Below are 18,032 nucleotides of genomic sequence, written 5' to 3'. Positions count from 1 at the left end.
GTTTGATTCCACTGTACTCACTCTACATATTGATGAGAAATATTGATTTTATTGCTCTGGTATAGGCTTGCCCTATAGCCAGATCAAGCTATATTAAAAGCGACCCAATAAAAAGGAGGCTCATGTGGACATTCGCTCACTGCGATATTTTATAGCGGTTTTTGAAGAACGCAGTTTAAGTGCAGCAGCAAAGCGTTGTTTTGTCGCTCAGCCGTCCATTTCCACAACACTTGCGCAGCTGGAAAATGACTTAGGTACGCAGCTTTTTGTCCGTCACTCAAAAGGTGTCACACCCACCGACAGTGGCGCGCAACTCTATCCACATGCCTGTCGCATGGTGAATGACATGAACACCATGCGCAGTCTGTTCGTCGATTCCCATGCGCCTCTAGATGTCTCAATTTCCTTGACGCCGTTTTTATCCGGCGCCCTAGTTAGCCAAGTGCTCAAGCGCTTATTAGATGAAATCCCAGGGCTCACATTTAGTTTGGTCGATGCTTCAGAAGACGCAGATTTACGTTTTACCTGTAGTAGTTACATCACGGACAGCGATGTGTTCTATCAACTGTGGGAAGATAATTACGTAATTGCCATGGCGAATGATCACTGGCTCACTGAGTTCGCATCACTGTCAATTAAACAGATCGACAAACTGGCGTTTATTTCTCGCCGTCCCTGTGACATCCAAGAATCTTGGAATTATTTGGTACAAAAGCAGGGCATCAACATGGACATAAGAGCCCAAGTAAAAACCGAAGAATACGCGCTGGATCTGGTCGCTGCGGGACTGGGCATCTCATTGATCCCAGAGCATTCGCTAAGAGGAAGACAGGACGTCACCATTCGTCCCCTTAATGATGTGGCGTTAAAACGCGTTGTCGGTATTGCGCACAATAAAGGCATTAATCTACCCGCACATTTAATCAATACGATTTTGTCTGTAAAGCCACTAATGAATAACAAAAATACAACAATACCGGCTAGCTCATGAGTTTTATGCATTACCAGATGTCATTTTACCTTTTGTATTGCTGAATCAGCCCCCTTACATTGAGATCTATCATGCCGATTTCACAGGAGTAAGACATGCAAGTTGATCAATTTTTCGCGTCGCTATGGGACGTTTATACTCAAGTCGCTCCCCAAGCGCAGCGCATTCAAACACTGTTCACCCAGCAAGGTGAGCAGGTCATCAATGACCACATTGCGTTTCGCACCTTTGCCCACTCGCCTATTGCTCTTGAAAAACTGGAGCCAGTCTTAGAAAGCCTTGGTTATCATGCTTATGGGGCGTTTCGCTTTGAGGGTAAGCACTTGAAGGCACGTTGCTATAAGCATGAGAGCCAAATCGATGCCCCAAAAATATTCTTATCCGAACTGCTTACAGAGGAACTACCAGAGCCGTGCCAAGCGATCATTGGCCAACTAGTAGCGCAAATCCCAAATGATGCCGTAACTGGACCAGAAATCTTCTGGTCTAAATGTCTCTGGCAACCTATTTCAGAGCAGGATTACGTCACGCTGCTCGAGCACAGTGAATATGCTGCATGGTTAAGTACGATGGGGATGCAGGCTAACCACTTTACCGTCAGCATTAACAATCTGAGTAAAACCCCGACCATTGAGCAAGTTAACCAGCTCCTTATGGACGAGGGCTACACGTTGAATCAAACTGGTGGATTGGTAAAAGGCTCACCAGAATTGTATTTAGAACAGTCTTCGACCATGGCAGACAAAGTGAGTGTCACCTTTGCTGGAGGCGAGACACGCGTCATCCCTAGCTGCTTCTATGAGTTTGCATTACGCCACAAGCAACCTAACGGCGAATTATTCGATAGTTTTATCGAAGGCAACGCCGATAAAATTTTTGACTCAACGAACACCGCAAGCTAACTCCGTAAAAAGTACTGCGTTAGCCTAAACGCGGTACTTTTGCTTGCAGCTCCAAGGTCAGTGAGGCCTGCGCTAAGACTTTTCCAGCGTAGTAAAACACTTGTAGCGTGATGGGCGTATCAGGGCTACTTGGGCTTAAATCCATTGTATCTTGGCCTTCAATGTACAAGTTGCCCTCTTCGTTCCAAACCACGCTAAGAGAAATTTCTTGTCCAGCTGCATTCATCAACCGCCACTGGGTTTTCTCTGAACGGAACAATGTTAATGGCTCAGCATGGTAAGTTTGTTGCTTCGCATCGCGGATATTCACCGCCGTCAACACAGCGAGATCTCCAGTAGAAGGCTGTTGCTTACGCTCAACTAATGCTTGATCGAGCTTAGAAAGCGCTGCTTTAGCCACCCTAATATTGTGCTGATTTTGTTCCGCTATCGCTTTCTGGCCAGCCTTGGCCGTGCTAATTAACGGCGCGCCCTGCTGCAAGGTTGGAATAATATGTGCTCGCTGCCAAAGCCGATCAAGCAAGGTGGCCAATTCGATCTGCTGCTGCTCACGTGTCTGCTCAACCGCTGACTTAGTTTTGGTACCACTGCAGGCAATTAGGCTGCTGATAAAAAGAATGCAACATAATGCCTTTAAACTGTTATAAAACACTGCTTTCACTCCATTTTTGCTCCACTGGTTTGCTAGTATGTACCCTTTACCCTCACCGTGTATAATGCTTCGCAGTTTTTTGACAGGCTTGAAACGAAATGATGAACCAACTAATTGAATTTTCTTTGAACCATTGGGAAATGGTAGCGGTCTTTATTGCCATCGCTGCTACTGTGATTTTTATAGAAACCCGAGGGGGTGCTCGCACCGTGACTGCGGCCGCAGCGACCAACTTAATCAACGATAAAGAAGCGGTTGTCGTCGACATTCGTCCAGCAAACGAATTTCGTACAGGCCACTTAACTGGCTCAATCAACATTCCTTCTGCAAAACTAAAAGATTCATCGAACACCCTAGAAAAATACAAATCATCCCCCATCATCTTAGTATGTAAAAATGGGATGACGGCTGGCTCAAGTGCCAAAGAGCTGATCAAGTCAGGATTTGATGTCTACAAACTACAAGGTGGCGTCACTGAGTGGCAGAGCGCTGGTCTACCACTTGTTAAAAAATAATTGAGAGGTCCGCAATGGCAAATGTCACTATTTATTCGAGCAACTATTGCCCATTTTGCTTTCGTGCAAAACAACTGTTGCAACACAAGCAAGCGGACTTCAGTGAAATCTGTGTCGATGGCGACCATGCTTCACGTCAACAAATGATGGAAAAAAGCGGTCGCCACACTGTACCGCAAATCTGGATTGGCGAGCGTCATGTAGGGGGTTGCGACGACCTATTTGCTCTCGACAATGCTGGCGAGCTTGATGCTCTGCTTGCTTCTAACTAAATAAACCAAGGAACTATCATGGCTGAAGAAAACCAAGCTCAACCACAACTGCAAATTCAACGTATCTTCCTAAAAGATGTATCGTTTGAATCTCCTCGCTCACCACTTGTATTCCAAGAAGAGTGGAAGCCAGAAGTAGGCCTTGAGCTAAACACTAAAAGCCGTCAAGTAGGTGAGAACCTGTACGAAGTCGTTCTAGACATCACAGTGAACGTTAAAAACAACGATGAACCAGCCTACCTAGTACAAGTTTTACAAGGTGGATTGTTCACCATTGCTGGTTTTGAAGAGCGCCAACTACATCACGCTCTTGGCGCATTCTGCCCAGGTACACTGTTTCCTTACGCACGTGAAGCGATTGACTCTGTTATCACGAAAGGCAGTTTCAACCCAGTGATGCTTGCGCCAATTAACTTTGATGCACTGTACCTAGAAAACCTACAGCAACAACAAAAAGAAACGGCTGAAGCGACTCAATAATCGCCACCGCCAACGTTTCAAATAAAAAATCCGATTAAGGCGACTTAATCGGATTTTTTTATGGGATTTTGTTTTTGCATCCTGTACAACCCGACTCCGTTCGGGGAATCGATCTATCGGGCTTGGAGGCCATTCATTAAAAAATGCAAAACTAGAAGCCACTCTCTTTTATCTTGATTTTCATGTTTTTTAGAAATTTTCGGTGTTTAGATCGATACCAAACAAAATTTTTATAGCTTTTAGTTTGCACTAACAATACAGCTGAAATTGAACATAGCATTGCAACTATTTCTGGCCATAGTTGACTCGCTTCATTTTTAAGTAAGAGCAAAAAAGAAAATATTAAAAATAAATGTTGCCCCATAATCATTTTTTTCGAAACGCCAACACCATTGAATGAGAGAGCACTTATTATAAAGAGAATAAGAGTAAGTAAAAATATAAGAACAAAAGCTCGCTCAATATCTAGATACCCACATGAAAGTAGTACTATAGGAAATATTCCAACAGCGCCAATACCTAAAAAAAACACTATATTAAAAAGAAAAAACTGTACCCAGCTTGGAAAAGGCGCGCTAAAACCTTGATCATCCATCACTAACCATTACTCCTATAGCCAAACTATTAACCCAACCCCAATCATGACTTACATCTAACACACCTGTTTTAGCACTTTCAGCGGCAAATGAGTTAGGCTTATATAGGTAATTCATTTAAAATAAAAAACTAGAAGCCACTTTCTTTTATCTTAATTTTCATGTTTTTTAGAAATCTTCGGTGTTTAGATCGATACCAAACAAAATTTTTATAGCTTTTAGTTTGCACTAAAAATATAGCAATAAATGAAGAGGCTATAATAAATAAATCAAGAAAAAAACTCTCACTTCCTGAAACCATCTGAAAAACGCAAAGACATATAAAAACAAAATGAACTGTTATAATTATATAATTAGATAATTTAATTCCATTAAATGATAAAGCACTTATAAAAAATAAAGGCAAAACAAACAAGCTTGACATTATTATTGTTTTCTCTATACCAATAAAACCATTAGAAAAAAGAGATATAAAATATAAACTTAAAGAAGATAACCCTAAAAAAAATATTATATTAAAAAGAAAAAACTGGCCCCAACTTGGAAAAGGCGCGCTAAAATCTTGATCATTCATCACCAACCATTACCCCTATCGCTAGGCTATTGACCCAACTCCAATTATGATTTACGTTCAACACGCCTGATTTAGCACTCCCTGTAACCGCTAAAGCAGTAGATACTGCGTCTTTAATTTTTACAATACACTCAGCGCGAAACACATCATTATTAAACCTTCTAGGATATGCACCAGATTTGATCAGGTTTTTAACCTCTGCATTAGAAGCTTTAGGGTACTTGGCATGAATCGCGCTTCTTGTCCCCCTTGCTCTTTCTGGGCGGCTCAATCCTTTCAAAATTCTCTTATAGCTGATATCAGGACTTTTCATTAACTTGGAATGTTTATACATATTTTTCGATAAAGCAGCTGTACCTCCTATAAGCGCCGTGGCCTCTAGAGTATCTTTTGCACCATTATACCAATCTTGGTGATCCAAATACTCAAGTGCATCATCTTTGTCCATTGCTGCTGCTCCCGTTCTGACAAGGCTATTCGCACATAAGATAGCGCCTGATACAGTTGCTGTATAGGACGCCACAGCAACCACCCCAGATAGCCCCCCTGTTAACGGCATCGCCGCTGCAGAAGCTCCTACTACGAACCAGCCAAGAATAACAGGCGTACAACTGAAAAATAAATCAGACAACTCTTGGGCAAGCCTGCTTTCTTTTGGTTTTTCTTGTGCTTGCTTCAGATATGAAGCGAAATGACTTTGAGTCAAGGACTCTGGTGGTTCACGAAGAACGATATAGATAGGTTGTTTATTACTACGAGGTTCGGCTGTTCGGAATTCAGTAATTTCCCCATTACCATTCACATAACAAACTCCCGCACCTTTTACTTCAGGGATTTTATCAATTTCACTAAATAATAAATTTAGTATTGATGAAATGTAGCTTTTTACATCTTGCTGGTGCTTCAGTAGTGATGCTTGACTACGAATAGAATTGACTTGATAGCTGTTCAGCCCCAAAAAATTATAATCCATGTATTGTTAATCCCATCTATGTCCATGATTTTAGATGGATATACTAACGCCCCATAGCATCAAAAATCCCTCTGGAAACCCAGGGCGCGAGCATACTTTGAAGAACTAGCTTCAAGCCTGCCAAAACCTGTATTGTAGCGCTTGTAGTTCATCAAACAGGCTTCATTCCGTGACTCTTATCGAACATCTATCTGTTATTAAAGAAACTCGCTCTGATATTAACCAAAAACATGATTTAGTGGATGTCATGTTTCTCGTTATCACCGCCATTATGGCTGGCGCCGAAGGTTGGCAAGATATCGAAACGTATGGGAATGGGAAGTCTGAATGGCTGAAACAGTATAGAGCATTTAAACATGGTATCCCAAGACGCCACACTATTGCTCGCATTCTAAAGGGCCTGGTGCCAGAAACCTTACTGGAAGCATTAATCAATTGGGTTAATGAGAACCGGAAATCACAAGGAAAACCCTTGATCGCATTGGATGGAAAAGTGCTACGAGGAGCTTATAGAGGGAACCCGCAATCAGCTCTTCAACTTGTCACAGCTTACGATACTGAAAATGGCTTAGTTTTAAGTCAGAAAGCTACGGCCACGAAAACAAGCGAAATCACGACAGTACGAGATATGTTGAGTGTGTTAAATATTCAAGGGGCTGTGGTGACGGTTGATGCACTGCATTGCCAGAGAGAAACGCTAGAGCAAATTAGGGAGCAAAAAGGTCATGTTGTGGTTCAGGTTAAAGGCAATCAAGGGCAGCTAAAAAAAGCGATTGAACAGCAATTTGAGGCGTACTTTAAAAAGCCGAAAGCCACGCCTGTTATAGAGTTGAAAGAAAAAGGACATGGGCGAACAGAAGAGCGAAATGTCTTTCAACTGAAAGCGAAATTCCCGCCGGAGTTGTCTGAGAAGTGGCCCACTGTACGCAGTATCATCGCTGTAGAGAGGCTTAGAACGGTCAAAGGAAAAACAACGATAGACACGTCGTTTTATGTGAGCTCTTTATCGCCTAAACATAAGTCATTGCATCATTACATACGCCAACACTGGCGTATTGAAAACAGTCAGCACTATGTTCTGGATGTCGTGTTTAATGAAGATAAGTCAAGAATCGTGATGGATGATGCGGTAGAGCATATGGCTCTATTCAAACGTTTTGTGATGAACATACTTAGGCAATGTAATGATGATTCACCGAGCCAACGGCAGAAGCTAAAAAGAGCTACTTGGAGCGATGATTATCGTGCTCAATTATTGTTTGGTTAAAAAAGAACAAAGTATGCTCGAGCCCTGTCTGGAAACCGTCAAGAAGTTGCAAAACTTAGTTTCTTGGAGACTTAAATTTCGCTGTAGCCTTCCTTGAAAGCTATGCTCCAACTTATCGCTGTATTCGCCTTTTTAGCTTTTTCATATTTGCCGCTAATGGATACAGTAAATGACCGATCACCGATGCAGGTAAGCGTACAGTCGTACCAAACTGCGCAGGCCAATGCTTTCCAGGCATATGCATCGTTTTAAACATCACATCAAATAAAATCGTGTGCGCGGAATAATTCGTATCAAGTGCTGGCTTTTCGGAGCTATGATGCCAATGGTGGAACTGAGGCGTGACAAAGATGTATTTTAGCGGCCCAAACGGAATAGATAAATTCGAATGGATTAAAATGGCTTGTAATGCCGCAAAGGCAACATAAGCATTCAACGCGGCTTCATCTGGGCCTAGCAAATACAAAGGCACCATGACCATCGCACGCTCTGAAAATACTTGAATAAAATGCGCTCGGGACCCTGCCAGCCAATCCATGTGTTCTACTGAATGGTGTACCGCATGGATGTGCCAGAGCGACGTCACCTCATGATACAAACGATGCTCCCAGTACAAGACAAAATCTGCACACAGCACGATCACTATAAATTGCATCCACACAGGAACGGATTGAATGGTGTCTTGGAAGGAAGAGCTCACGGCCCAGCTAAAGTGGCTAGTGTGATAGTTCGCGAACAACAAAATCGCAGAAATAGCCAAGTGGTTAAAACAGAAGTAGAACATATCCATGTCCCATTCAGGTCGCATAATGAGTTGATCGCGATACTGAGGGAATAACTTTTCCAGAATCAAAAAGATAAAGACGGACCCCATAAACGCCAGAATTAACCAATCGACTCCGAGAGAAAGCGCCTTTGGCTCTACCAGCCCAACTGGAACATTGTAGCCGCCCAATGTAAACGCCAATAGTGTGAGTCCAATACCACACATTCCGAGTGCTTTATATTTCGCCTTATTTAGCAAAAAGGTTAATACACCTAAGAACAGCGAAAAATACATGCCGTACTTCAGCACAATCTGTAATTGCTCGGCGTCGTATATCTGACGTAATTCTGTCGTGGTAAGGTGGGAAGGATATAAATACGCTAGAACAGCTAAAAGACTCAATATCCCCAGTGCAAGCGACGCGACTCCGCTGATTCGCCCCTCGCCAAAACGAAACTCTTTTGACAAATCTTTTTCGACTTGTCGTACTTTATATTCGTACTTCTCATCCATGAAACATTCTATCCTTCTAGCGGGTCAAAAATTTGGCCGTATTGAAGCATAAATTGTTGGAGATGATAACTCATCGAAAGTAGCACGACATAAGAGCAAAGTATTACACATCATCTTGCGACAGCATTTTGTTAGCGCATTCATGCCAAAACAGTCTGCAAGTAATCATCACAGACTTCTAGTTTGTAAACCGTTTTCGTCTGTACGAGGCAGCGACGCATGCCATTACGAGCCTTTGCGTATAACGCATCTGTCAGCTCATGATCTTTTTCCCACTGCTCACGACTTGGCCATTGGGCATAGCCGATAAGAATATTGGGGGTCTCTGATGTATGAAGCCTAGAACCAAAACTGCCGCAATTCTGGTAAATTGATTTGGTAACCTCAAGCCATGCCTCTCGAAAAAGCAATTCCATATTGTCTTTTATCTGAAACTCATAAACAGCTATAAACACTTTCGCTCCTTGAGTGGTAATGTCCTCCATAAGCGGCCGAATGAAACGACCTTGCGGCACTGTTTTCGACCTTCTGACTTTCTTTTTACTGCTAATATTCGTGATTGGCAAGCCTAGCCCCTCAGTCTATGCCAGCTCATATACACCCTATCCCCGATACAATCGGGTCGTAAAAAAGAGGATTCAGTCCTGATAAGGGAGCTTCATGCTTTGGATTCGCGCTGACGGTCGCGAAGCGACATTGCGCAAACGAATACACTGTATGAATTATCCCTTTCACGAAGATAGAGACGGAGCGGGGTTTGGTTGCTGATAAGCTGACATCTGGTTTGATGCCCTATCCCCGATACAATCGGGTCGTAAAAAAGAGGATTCAGTCCTGATAAGGGAGCTTCATGCTTTGGATTCGCGCTGACGGTCGCGAAGCGACATTGCGCAAGCGAATGCAATGCATGAACTCTCCCTTCCACAAAGATTGAAACAGAGCGGGATTGGTTGCTGCTGAGATTGCGATATCGCTTCCCCAAACGGTGTCGGGTCGTACTGGAGGGGAATAATTGCTACCATCATCAGGTAATATCATTATCGAGGCGTTTGTTTGGCCTCAGCAGGAACGCTTATGGCTAAGAAAAAACGTAAACCTTGCCCCTACTGCATGAAGATGCGCTGGATGCTGTTGTATTTAGTTTGTATGGGCATGATTGGCATGCTGTTTCTACAGGAATTTCTGAATAAAAACTGAGCATGACCAACCATGACTATGCTTGTTGAAAAGCCAACAAGTTATGCACATTCCATCGCAACCGTTTGACGATGACCGGCTTCTTTAATCGCTACCTTCCGGCTACATCACTACTTGATTTCTTCATACGGTAAACCAACGTATTGCATGGCAATCACGCGACGACCTTCTTCATTATCTGTGTAGAAGTTCAATTCAGACTCCATAAAGCGTGAGAAGGTCTGAGAGTCTGTCCCGTTGACTTCCACATCGCCAAAGTCGTGCATCATATTGGTCATCCACCAAGAAAAACGCTCTCCATGCCACACACGACGCAAGCAGACTTCTGAATATTGATTAATACAGTCTCGGTCACCGTCTTGGTACACTCGTGTCAAGATTTTGTAGAGTGTCGCCACGTCGGACGCCGCTAGGTTTAAGCCTTTCGCACCGGTAGGCGGTACGATGTGCGCGGCATCTCCGACTAAAAACATATTGCCATATTGCATGGGTTCACAGACAAAGGAACGCAGGGGCGCAATGCTTTTTTCAATGCTTGGCCCGGTTTCCATGGAGGCGGCCACATCCGTCGGTAATCGACGTTTTAATTCGGTCCAAAACGCGTCATCGCTCCACTGTTCTATTTTATCCGTCAGAGGCACTTGGAGGTAGTAGCGTGAACGAGTCGCCGAACGCATGCTTGCTAAGGCAAAACCTCGATCGGTTTTACAGTAGATCAACTCATCGTGGGCAGGCTTGGTATCGGATAGTAAACCTAACCAACCAAATGGATACACTCGCTCGTGCTCGGTTTTGACGTCATCAGGAATGGTTTTACGTGACACACCATGGAAGCCATCACAGCCTGCAATAAACTCGCAATCAAGACGTACCGATTCACCGTCTTTTTCAAATGTGACATACGGCGCATCGGTTTTCACATCATTCAACTGTACATTGCTGGCTTCATAGACTGTGGTTTGACCTGACGCTTGACGAGCCTCCATAAGGTCACGCGTCACTTCTGTTTGACCATACACCATGACGGTATCACCCCCGGTCAGTTCATCTAGAGCGATGCGTACACGCTTGTCGTTGAATGCCAATTCCACCCCCGTGTGCACCTCACCTTCACGGTCCATTCGTTCAGACACACCGGCTTCGCGGAGTAGATCGACCATACCTTGCTCCAGTACGCCAGCGCGGATACGCCCTAACACGTATTCACCACTGACGCGCTCCACAATAATATTGTCGATGCCTTGCTTCGCCAGTAATTGCCCCAGTAATAAACCTGAAGGTCCCGCGCCAATTATCGCTACTTGTGTTTTCATGACTTTTTACCTGTATTATTTTTGTTCGTTATCATTTCTCAATAACTTAATAATGGACAAGTAAGAACAAAATAATCAGGAACTTTCAGGACAATAAATTGTACTTTTCGGACAGACAGAGCTTTAATAAAAAGTATAAAAATAGCGTAATTTAAAGACATAAAAACCAAAAAAAGCGCTTTTTAGAGGTTTTTAGGTGCATTATTGGTTTTTGGTAATGACATTAATTTTTCAGTAGAAACATTATGAATCAGACAATTCCGCAGTTCGGTTTATACGGTGAGGGACGCTGGATCGATCATCCAGACTTTGTTCACATAGAAGATATTGCCGCACGCAGTAGCCATTTGGGTTGGCATATAAAAGCACATCAACACACTCAATTAGTGCAACTGCTGTTACTGAAAAGTGGCTCGGTGCAACTACAACTAGATACCCAAACACGTTCCCTAGAAGGCTGCTGGGGGATCATTATTCCTCCTGGTACCGTGCATAGCTTTCGGTTTGCCCCTCAAACAGATGGACGTGTGCTATCTATCTCAGATGCGCTATTAGGAGATGAATATGCCAATAGTGCCTTTGTGACTACGTCGGGTTGCCTTAATTTCAATGGGGACGCTGAAGAGTTTAGTCACTTGTGGCAACTGATTACGTTACTGGAACATGAATTTCATCATGTGAAAGATCATAAAAATACGCTTATTGAGCATTTACTAAAAGCCATACTGATATTTGTCGAGCGACACCACACAGTCAACGTTGCCCAACGACAAACCCAAGACGAATTCACGTTGCAGCGCTTGAAAAGTCTCGTGAATAATCATCTTACGGATCATTGGAAATTAGCGGACTATGCAACACAGCTCAATGTGTCGGATAAAAAGCTCAACCGGCTCACCCAACACGCTTTTGGCAAGACCGTTATACAGCTCACACACGAGCATTTATTAATGGAGGCCAAACGTCATCTAATCTATACCCAGAAATCGGTTGAACAAATTGCGTACGATTTAGGCTTCAAAGACCCCGGATATTTCTCACGATTTTTTAAACGCTGTGAAAACATCACACCTGGGCAGTACAGACAGCAACTCTAGCACTCCAAAAAACCTAAGAAATTGAGTATTAAAACAAAAAAACAAATGGTTAGTTTTTTTCATCTATCTACTGAAAATTGATCGTTTGTTTATTAAGTGGCCAGTGATTACTATTTAATCATCTTAAAGCCAATACTTTTCTGGAGAAAACTATGAACAACTCATTCGATCACTTAGATACAGAATACTATGTAGAACGTGCTTACCAACTGCGTAGTGAATACGTTGCCGCCGCTGTAAAGTCTCTTGTTGCCCGCATCAAATCTGCTCTAACTTCTGGCAAACGTTCAACTTCTGCACCCCTACAAGGTAACCCAGCTCACTAAGTTTGGCGTCCTTGATTGGCATTTTTGCCAATATTCGTTACTGATCGCAACAGTAAAAACAAAAATACGATCAGCATAACGAAGCACATCCTCTGCTCTTCTTTCCCGTTTTCTTGATCAACATCAGCCCTCTCAATTCTTACACTCAGTTTTTGAATCAATCCCTGCCTTACAACTAATTGTCATATATCTGTCATCATTCGTTCATATCATAGCGACTTACTCTTGGCACACGGTAGCGGCACGGACATGCAACTAGACAGCACATCACTACTCAATAGGATTCTAGAGGAAGGTCTTATCACGCCTCTATTTCAGCCAATTTATGACCTGACGTCAGGCCATGTCTACGGCTATGAAGCGCTGTCTCGAGGACCAAAAGACACCGAGCTTTTCGCTCCGGATGTGTTGTTCCCATTTGCTCAAGCACAAGGACGATTACACGAGCTTGAGTTATTGTGCCGAGAGCGCGCTATCTCACGTTTTGTCGAACTGCAACTTCCGGGACAACTGTTTCTAAATGTCAGCGCCTCTCTGCTTAGCTCACCTGACCACCAGAAAGGTATGACCTTATCCATTTTGAAAGACCTTGGATTGAAGCAACACAACATTGTCATCGAGCTGTCTGAGAAGCACCCTTATGATCAGAATGGCCTGACTCATCAAAGTGTTGAGCATTATCGCGAAATGGGGTTTCAGGTCGCCATAGACGATCTGGGTGCCGGCTACTCTGGACTTCGCCTCTGGTCAGAAGTACGGCCTGATATCGTAAAGCTTGATAAGCATTTTATTGAAGGGGTTCATCAGGACGCCATAAAACGTGAATTCGTTCGCTCAATCATCAATATTTCTCAGCGTTTACGCTGCGCGCTGGTGGCTGAAGGCATTGAGCATAAAGAAGAATTAGATCAGCTTCTTGAAATGGGGGTTAAATATGGACAAGGCTTCTTTTTACAACACCCTAGCCCATTACCGAATACAGAGCCGCATGAATACTTGCTTAACCATGTGACGAAGCGCATGAAACAGCATGCCCAGCAAGAGGAAACCGTTCAATCGTTGAGCCGCGAATCTGTTTTTGTGGAAAGCACTCGTCCTCTGAGCGAGGTTGCAAAGCTATTCAAAGAAAATAAAGGCATTTTCGCGCTGCCGGTTGTGGAAAATGGTAAACCGTTAGGCATTATTCGCCGACATGCGCTGCATGAGCTGTTCTCCACCCCTTACGGCCGCGCACTGTATGAAAACAAATCTGCATTAGCGGTTACATCAACCGATGTGCTGATTGTCGAAAGCAATGTCTCCTTAGCCAGTGTTTCGACGATGTTTACTGATCAAGATACTGACTTGGTCAATAATGAAATCGTGATCGTACATGAAGGCCTATACTTTGGATTGGGGCACTTAAAAGACTTACTTAAACGTATTACAGAGCTCAAAATCCAAAATGCAACCTACTCAAATCCTCTCACACTTTTGCCAGGTAATGTGCCGATTAACCGTGAGATTGACCGGCGTTTATTATCCGAGCACGATTTCTATGTGGCGTATTTTGATTTAAACAACTTTAAACCGTTTAATGATTATTATGGCTACGCTAAAGGTGATGCCATCATCCAATTGGTCGGTAGTATTTTACGGAGCGTTGTAACCTCAGAAGAGAACTTCATTGGACACGTTGGCGGCGATGATTTTGTCGTGATCTTTCATGATGAAGATTGGTGTGATCAATGCCACACTATTCTTAAACGATTTGCAGCGGAAGTGGTTAAATTCTACAACCCTAATGACCTTGATGAAGGTGGTATTTGGACTAAAAGCCGTGATGGCGATCATGCTTTTTTTGACGTTCTCAGTTTGGCCATTGGCGTTGTGAACCCAAACCCTAAGGTGTGCGATAGCCATCATTTCGTTGCTGAGTTAGCGGCTCAAGCTAAGAAATCAGCCAAGCAACGAGGCGGTAATCAAATCTATCAACAGCCTTATCAATATCATTTTGAAGAAGACATTCCTGCAGAACTTAGCCGCTGCTGCAGCTAGTCTCATCAATTCGACATCTAGGCTTCACGAAAGCGTCACGTAACCTCTCTAGCCTAAAGCTATTAGCTAGAGAGGTTAGCCTATGAAAACTCAATTCCGCGCGGTGTTTATTTCAGATGTCCACCTTGGCACGAAAGCCTGCCAAGCGGAACATTTACTCGATTTTCTCTATAAAATAGAGACCGAAAATCTCTATTTGGTTGGAGACATCATCGACCTAATCGAAATGCGCAAACGCGCTTATTTTAACGATACGCAACAGCACGTCGTACAACGAATTTTAGAGTTGGCGAAGCAAGGCACCAAGGTAACCTACATCCCAGGGAACCATGATGCGTTCTTTCGTCAGTTTTGTGGTCAGACACTCTCAGGCGTCGCATTGGAGCAACAAGCCATCCACACCACAGCGGATGGCCGTCGCTTTCTGGTTAGCCATGGGGATGAGTTCGATCAGATGGTAAAAGTCAGCCCTATCATGCTAGCGATTGGTGACAAAGCCCATGGCTTAATGCTGTCTTTAAACCGCCATATCAATCGTATTAGGCGCGCCTTTGGTCGCCCCTACTGGTCTTTTGCAGGCTATCTCAAACAGCACGTAAGTAAAGCACAAGAGTTCATCACGCGCTTTGAAACCGCGGCGATCAAAACTGCACGAAATAAAAAACTAGACGGGTATATTGGTGGGCACATCCATTTTGCACGCTTTCAGCGTCAAGGAGATGTGTTGTACTGCAACGATGGGGATTGGGTAGAGCACTGTACCGCACTAGTAGAACATGAGGATGGCGAATTACAGCTATTACATTGGTCAGAACAACCTTGCTTCCTTGCCAGTGAACCCAGCCACGAAACACTCGAAACAACGCCTTCCTTGGCTTAATCAATAAGAGCGTGTGGCCTGTGTTTAAGACGTCTTATTATTGGACGATAACCGAGCGCGACCACCGCCGATCCGAACTAATTCCTGTAAGCTAGGCTCGTGATCATTGAAATATGCCACTTGCGCTAACAACAGTTCCGCGGTTGCCATGGCATCAGTGAGCGCATCGTGTCCGGGGTAGTCAGGTAAACCATAACGCTCACGGCAAGCAGGCAAGCGGTAGCCACCGTCACCAATAATTTCTTGAGCACGGCTGCGGCGTTGCATTTCCACCTGCATGGTATCGATCCAATCAAATGCCAACGCTGGCATGGGCTGCGTCTGCCAGAGGGATTTTAGAAACCCCAATTCTAATGGTGAGTAATGCACCACCAGCACTTTATCTTTCATAATCTGTCGCAAGTAACGCAGCACACTCTCGTGACGACGCCCCTGCTCCATCACATCAGAATCGGTAATCATATGAATCCCCACACTGACGTCATCAATCTCAGCAGAGTCTAATAATAAATGCTGAGCCGTATCCAGTTGAACCGCGCCATTCTCAATCAACACCCAGCCTAAACTAACCACCTGATGCTGCTTTGGGTCGAGCCCTGTGGTTTCCATATCTAACACAAAATAAGAATGCTCATGCCAAGGTTTCGTTTGCTCTTCACGCCGCTCACGCCAACTGTCAATGGCTTGAAAAATACGTTTTGGCATCTTAAGCATAACCTCTGGCAAAACGCTGCAGAGCGGCAGATTGCCCATCCGCGATGATGGCAAAGGTCGATTTCAAGTGTTTGCGCTCAAGCGAACTTAGTTCAGTAGGATCTAAATAAGCACTCGGCTCACCAGTGGTTTGCCAATGTTGACGTTGCGCCTGAAGACGCAGCTCATTCAGCCCATCCCACGCGTCCATCAAGTTTCGGGCGATGTCTAAGCCCATCAATTTTTCTCGGGCGGCCTGTTCTAGGCGATCTTTTGTCGCCACATGATAGCGTTTACAACCTAGCCCATAAATTCGGGCCAAATCGTTAATCAGTGCTAAGCCCTGATGCTTTAGATCTAATTGATGCTTGTGCTCACCTGAGGACTCCAGCAAAAAATTGCGGAAGAAACCAATCGGAGGTTTAGAGGCCGTGGCGGTGCGAGTTAGGGTCGCTAAAAACAACGAGGTTTTGGCAACACGTGATTGCATATCTTGAATCAATTCTGTTACGCCGTTTTCATCACCATAGACACAGCGAATGTCGAAGAAAATACTGGCGTTCAGTAAGGACGAAGGTGAACTGGCCTCAACCCAATTGGAAAATGCTTTCTTCCAACCGTCTTGGGTTAAGCGCCACTTCTTATTCGACGCCATGATATCCCCAGGGCAGCTGCGTATACCGCATTGCGCTAATCCATCACAGATAAACTGAGCCAGTTTTGCAAAATACTCGGCCTGTTCCGGTGTCGGCTCTTGGGACAACATCATGCCATTATCTTGATCACTGCCAAGCGATTGATCTTTACGCGCTTGCGAACCAAATACTAGAAACTGAAAAGCAAAAGGCGCTGTACCATACCGCTCGATGCCGAGTTCAATAATTCGACGCGTCAAGCTGTCACTGATTGCCGCAATAACGCTACCAATGTCTGTGGTTTTCATATCGGTCAGAATCAGGTTAACAATCAAATTAGTTAACTGCTGACACACTTCTCGAAGACTGGTTATATCTGTCTGACGGTTGATCTGATTGATCAGAAGTAATGGGCTAAGCTCTTGATGTCTCAATAAATCTGCCGCTGTGATCATACCTACAGGCGTATGATCAGACTCGACAACAGGTAAGTGATGAATGTTTTTTTCACTCATTAAGGTCTGCGCGTGCATGACCAAACTTCTTGGATCAATCGAGGCCGGAGCATGCGTCATCACATCGCAAAGAGGCAAGTCGGCTGATGCTCCGACAGCCAACACTCGTGAACGTAAATCTCGATCTGTGACAATGCCCACCAGCCGATCCTTCTCCAACACTAGAATCGAACTGACTCGAGCGTCAGTCATGACTGACGCGGCTTGCTGCACGGTATCGGTAACACTTGCAGTGATTAGGTTACGCGCCATAATCTGGCTAATGGAGGTGGACAGCTGCAATACTGGAGTGGCTAAATCTGTTGCGTGAGCTCGGGATAATTTGCGCAGTCGACTGCTACGCGTATGGGCAAAAAACAAAGCAAATTCTTCATTTTCTTGAAGTAGTGTTTGAAAGCCCTCTTTTTGAAAACGATAGATAAGGCTGTCTTCTAGCACGACGACTTGCAACCCATCTGGATTCTGCTCCAATACACTGGAAACACCAAAACAATCGCCATCGGCCAGCTTATCCACTAGCCCACCTTTCGCTGAACGGATTTCACAGGCACCGCGTCGGATCAAATGCAGCGTAGCGCGTGTACCTTCTAGGTTAAGCTTTTCGCCTTGACGCACATACGTCAGTTCAACGCCACCCAGTAACTGTTTTTGCTGTACTGACGTTAGGCCTGAAAACGGTGGCGTGCTGTCTATAAATTTTAGGACTTCTGGGATATCTATTGCTGCCATAAACCAAATACCTAGTGTTATTTTTATTGGTTTAAAGATACGTCGAGATACCCACAGTTACCACCACGGATAAAGAATTAATACCAAGGTATAAGGATTCAAGACAAGA

The 18,032-nt window shown here is 44.2% G+C and carries 20 protein-coding genes; 11 read left to right on the top strand and 9 right to left on the bottom strand.

Annotation, left to right across the window (positions count from 1 at the left end; translation table 11 throughout):
* Positions 1-124: 124 nt before the first annotated feature.
* Both ACPUEK_RS05375 and ACPUEK_RS05370 read left to right on the top strand, forming a co-directional pair.
* Positions 125-991: a LysR family transcriptional regulator gene (locus ACPUEK_RS05375; protein WP_067221380.1), complete on the top strand. Its 867-nt coding sequence runs from the start codon at positions 125-127 to the stop codon at positions 989-991.
* 95 nt (positions 992-1,086) lie between these two features.
* Positions 1,087-1,893 (top strand): DUF1338 domain-containing protein, encoded by an 807-nt coding sequence (locus ACPUEK_RS05370; protein WP_425642565.1) that lies wholly within the window; start codon positions 1,087-1,089, stop codon positions 1,891-1,893.
* Positions 1,894-1,912: 19 nt separating this feature from the next.
* Here ACPUEK_RS05370 and ACPUEK_RS05365 read toward each other — a convergent pair whose 3' ends face one another.
* Positions 1,913-2,554 carry a hypothetical protein gene (locus tag ACPUEK_RS05365; protein ID WP_425642564.1) on the bottom strand — a complete coding sequence of 214 codons (642 nt, stop codon included), beginning with the start codon at positions 2,552-2,554 and terminating at the stop codon, positions 1,913-1,915.
* 89 nt (positions 2,555-2,643) lie between these two features.
* Between ACPUEK_RS05365 and ACPUEK_RS05360 the strand changes: the two genes are divergently transcribed.
* From ACPUEK_RS05360 to secB, 3 genes are read left to right on the top strand one after another with little or no spacing between them, the layout of a single operon-like run.
* Positions 2,644-3,060 (top strand): rhodanese-like domain-containing protein, encoded by a 417-nt coding sequence (locus ACPUEK_RS05360; protein ID WP_067221371.1) that lies wholly within the window; start codon positions 2,644-2,646, stop codon positions 3,058-3,060.
* 14 nt (positions 3,061-3,074) lie between these two features.
* Complete coding sequence (grxC, locus tag ACPUEK_RS05355) at positions 3,075-3,332, top strand: glutaredoxin 3 (protein WP_067038460.1); 258 nt, start codon at positions 3,075-3,077, stop codon at positions 3,330-3,332.
* Between the two features lie 18 nt (positions 3,333-3,350).
* The gene (secB, locus tag ACPUEK_RS05350) at positions 3,351-3,812 is read left to right on the top strand and encodes a protein-export chaperone SecB (protein WP_067038459.1); all 462 of its coding nucleotides are present in this window, start codon (positions 3,351-3,353) and stop codon (positions 3,810-3,812) included.
* A 151-nt stretch (positions 3,813-3,963) separates the two neighbouring features.
* Here the strand turns inward: secB and ACPUEK_RS05345 are convergent, their stop codons facing one another.
* The 3 genes from ACPUEK_RS05345 to ACPUEK_RS05335 all read right to left on the bottom strand — a co-directional run bounded on the left by ACPUEK_RS05345 (position 3,964) and on the right by ACPUEK_RS05335 (position 5,955).
* Entirely contained in the window at positions 3,964-4,410 is a 447-nt protein-coding gene (locus ACPUEK_RS05345) for a hypothetical protein (RefSeq protein ID WP_425642563.1), read from the bottom strand.
* Between the two features lie 128 nt (positions 4,411-4,538).
* The gene (locus ACPUEK_RS05340) at positions 4,539-4,982 is read right to left on the bottom strand and encodes a hypothetical protein (RefSeq protein WP_425642562.1); all 444 of its coding nucleotides are present in this window, start codon (positions 4,980-4,982) and stop codon (positions 4,539-4,541) included.
* Complete coding sequence (locus tag ACPUEK_RS05335; protein WP_425642561.1) at positions 4,975-5,955, bottom strand: hypothetical protein; 981 nt, start codon at positions 5,953-5,955, stop codon at positions 4,975-4,977. The genes ACPUEK_RS05340 and ACPUEK_RS05335 overlap by 8 nt, the downstream gene beginning before the upstream one ends.
* Positions 5,956-6,124: 169 nt before the next feature.
* On the opposite strand from ACPUEK_RS05335, the gene ACPUEK_RS05330 reads away from it, so the two are divergent.
* Positions 6,125-7,222: an ISAs1 family transposase gene (locus tag ACPUEK_RS05330; RefSeq protein ID WP_425641831.1), complete on the top strand. Its 1,098-nt coding sequence runs from the start codon at positions 6,125-6,127 to the stop codon at positions 7,220-7,222.
* A gap of 112 nt (positions 7,223-7,334) precedes the next feature.
* On the opposite strand, the gene ACPUEK_RS05325 is transcribed toward ACPUEK_RS05330, so the two are convergent.
* Together ACPUEK_RS05325 and ACPUEK_RS05320 are read right to left on the bottom strand one after the other, a co-directional pair.
* Positions 7,335-8,501, bottom strand: a complete 1,167-nt coding sequence (locus ACPUEK_RS05325; protein ID WP_425642560.1) for a sterol desaturase family protein — start codon at positions 8,499-8,501, stop codon at positions 7,335-7,337.
* 140 nt (positions 8,502-8,641) lie between these two features.
* Positions 8,642-9,067, bottom strand: a complete 426-nt coding sequence (locus ACPUEK_RS05320) for an antibiotic biosynthesis monooxygenase (RefSeq protein WP_425642559.1) — start codon at positions 9,065-9,067, stop codon at positions 8,642-8,644.
* Positions 9,068-9,575: 508 nt separating this feature from the next.
* Here ACPUEK_RS05320 and ACPUEK_RS05315 point away from each other — a divergent pair.
* Complete coding sequence (locus ACPUEK_RS05315; RefSeq protein WP_269447795.1) at positions 9,576-9,698, top strand: hypothetical protein; 123 nt, start codon at positions 9,576-9,578, stop codon at positions 9,696-9,698.
* Between the two features lie 110 nt (positions 9,699-9,808).
* On the opposite strand, the gene pobA is transcribed toward ACPUEK_RS05315, so the two are convergent.
* Complete coding sequence (gene pobA / locus ACPUEK_RS05310) at positions 9,809-11,011, bottom strand: 4-hydroxybenzoate 3-monooxygenase (RefSeq protein ID WP_425642558.1); 1,203 nt, start codon at positions 11,009-11,011, stop codon at positions 9,809-9,811.
* 245 nt (positions 11,012-11,256) lie between these two features.
* On the opposite strand from pobA, the gene ACPUEK_RS05305 reads away from it, so the two are divergent.
* The 4 genes from ACPUEK_RS05305 to ACPUEK_RS05290 all read left to right on the top strand — a co-directional run bounded on the left by ACPUEK_RS05305 (position 11,257) and on the right by ACPUEK_RS05290 (position 15,351).
* Positions 11,257-12,108: a helix-turn-helix domain-containing protein gene (locus ACPUEK_RS05305; RefSeq protein ID WP_425642557.1), complete on the top strand. Its 852-nt coding sequence runs from the start codon at positions 11,257-11,259 to the stop codon at positions 12,106-12,108.
* Positions 12,109-12,260: 152 nt separating this feature from the next.
* Complete coding sequence (locus ACPUEK_RS05300; protein ID WP_156489081.1) at positions 12,261-12,434, top strand: RSP_7527 family protein; 174 nt, start codon at positions 12,261-12,263, stop codon at positions 12,432-12,434.
* Between the two features lie 225 nt (positions 12,435-12,659).
* A complete protein-coding gene (locus ACPUEK_RS05295; RefSeq protein ID WP_231872618.1) occupies positions 12,660-14,471 on the top strand; it encodes a GGDEF domain-containing protein in 1,812 nt (603 codons plus the stop codon).
* An 82-nt stretch (positions 14,472-14,553) separates the two neighbouring features.
* Positions 14,554-15,351 carry a UDP-2,3-diacylglucosamine diphosphatase gene (locus tag ACPUEK_RS05290; protein WP_417504106.1) on the top strand — a complete coding sequence of 266 codons (798 nt, stop codon included), beginning with the start codon at positions 14,554-14,556 and terminating at the stop codon, positions 15,349-15,351.
* 24 nt (positions 15,352-15,375) lie between these two features.
* On the opposite strand, the gene ACPUEK_RS05285 is transcribed toward ACPUEK_RS05290, so the two are convergent.
* On the bottom strand, positions 15,376-16,056 hold the full coding sequence (locus ACPUEK_RS05285) for an exonuclease domain-containing protein (RefSeq protein WP_067221352.1): 681 nt from the start codon (positions 16,054-16,056) through the stop codon (positions 15,376-15,378).
* Between the two features lies 1 nt (position 16,057).
* Positions 16,058-17,923: a DUF294 nucleotidyltransferase-like domain-containing protein gene (locus ACPUEK_RS05280; RefSeq protein ID WP_425642556.1), complete on the bottom strand. Its 1,866-nt coding sequence runs from the start codon at positions 17,921-17,923 to the stop codon at positions 16,058-16,060.
* Positions 17,924-18,032: the final 109 nt, after the last annotated feature.

The organism is Marinomonas gallaica (genome assembly GCF_049821165.1).
Classification (GTDB): Bacteria; Pseudomonadota; Gammaproteobacteria; order Pseudomonadales; family Marinomonadaceae; genus Marinomonas; species Marinomonas gallaica.
The sequence above is the reverse complement of the archived record's forward strand: the minus strand, read 5'-3'. Positions and strand labels throughout refer to the sequence as shown.

What these genes read in the sequence shown, in the direction of transcription:
- ACPUEK_RS05370 (WP_425642565.1), top strand. Translation starts at nt 1,087, where the DNA reads ATGCAAGTTGATCAATTTTTCGCGTCGCTATGGGACGTTTATACTCAA.
- ACPUEK_RS05360 (WP_067221371.1), top strand. Translation starts at nt 2,644, where the DNA reads ATGATGAACCAACTAATTGAATTTTCTTTGAACCATTGGGAAATGGTA.
- grxC (WP_067038460.1), top strand. Translation starts at nt 3,075, where the DNA reads ATGGCAAATGTCACTATTTATTCGAGCAACTATTGCCCATTTTGCTTT.
- secB (WP_067038459.1), top strand. Translation starts at nt 3,351, where the DNA reads ATGGCTGAAGAAAACCAAGCTCAACCACAACTGCAAATTCAACGTATC.
- ACPUEK_RS05340 (WP_425642562.1), bottom strand. Translation starts at nt 4,982, where the DNA reads ATGAATGATCAAGATTTTAGCGCGCCTTTTCCAAGTTGGGGCCAGTTT.
- ACPUEK_RS05335 (WP_425642561.1), bottom strand. Translation starts at nt 5,955, where the DNA reads ATGGATTATAATTTTTTGGGGCTGAACAGCTATCAAGTCAATTCTATT.
- ACPUEK_RS05325 (WP_425642560.1), bottom strand. Translation starts at nt 8,501, where the DNA reads ATGGATGAGAAGTACGAATATAAAGTACGACAAGTCGAAAAAGATTTG.
- ACPUEK_RS05315 (WP_269447795.1), top strand. Translation starts at nt 9,576, where the DNA reads ATGGCTAAGAAAAAACGTAAACCTTGCCCCTACTGCATGAAGATGCGC.
- pobA (WP_425642558.1), bottom strand. Translation starts at nt 11,011, where the DNA reads ATGAAAACACAAGTAGCGATAATTGGCGCGGGACCTTCAGGTTTATTA.
- ACPUEK_RS05305 (WP_425642557.1), top strand. Translation starts at nt 11,257, where the DNA reads ATGAATCAGACAATTCCGCAGTTCGGTTTATACGGTGAGGGACGCTGG.
- ACPUEK_RS05300 (WP_156489081.1), top strand. Translation starts at nt 12,261, where the DNA reads ATGAACAACTCATTCGATCACTTAGATACAGAATACTATGTAGAACGT.
- ACPUEK_RS05290 (WP_417504106.1), top strand. Translation starts at nt 14,554, where the DNA reads ATGAAAACTCAATTCCGCGCGGTGTTTATTTCAGATGTCCACCTTGGC.
- ACPUEK_RS05285 (WP_067221352.1), bottom strand. Translation starts at nt 16,056, where the DNA reads ATGCCAAAACGTATTTTTCAAGCCATTGACAGTTGGCGTGAGCGGCGT.
- ACPUEK_RS05280 (WP_425642556.1), bottom strand. Translation starts at nt 17,923, where the DNA reads ATGGCAGCAATAGATATCCCAGAAGTCCTAAAATTTATAGACAGCACG.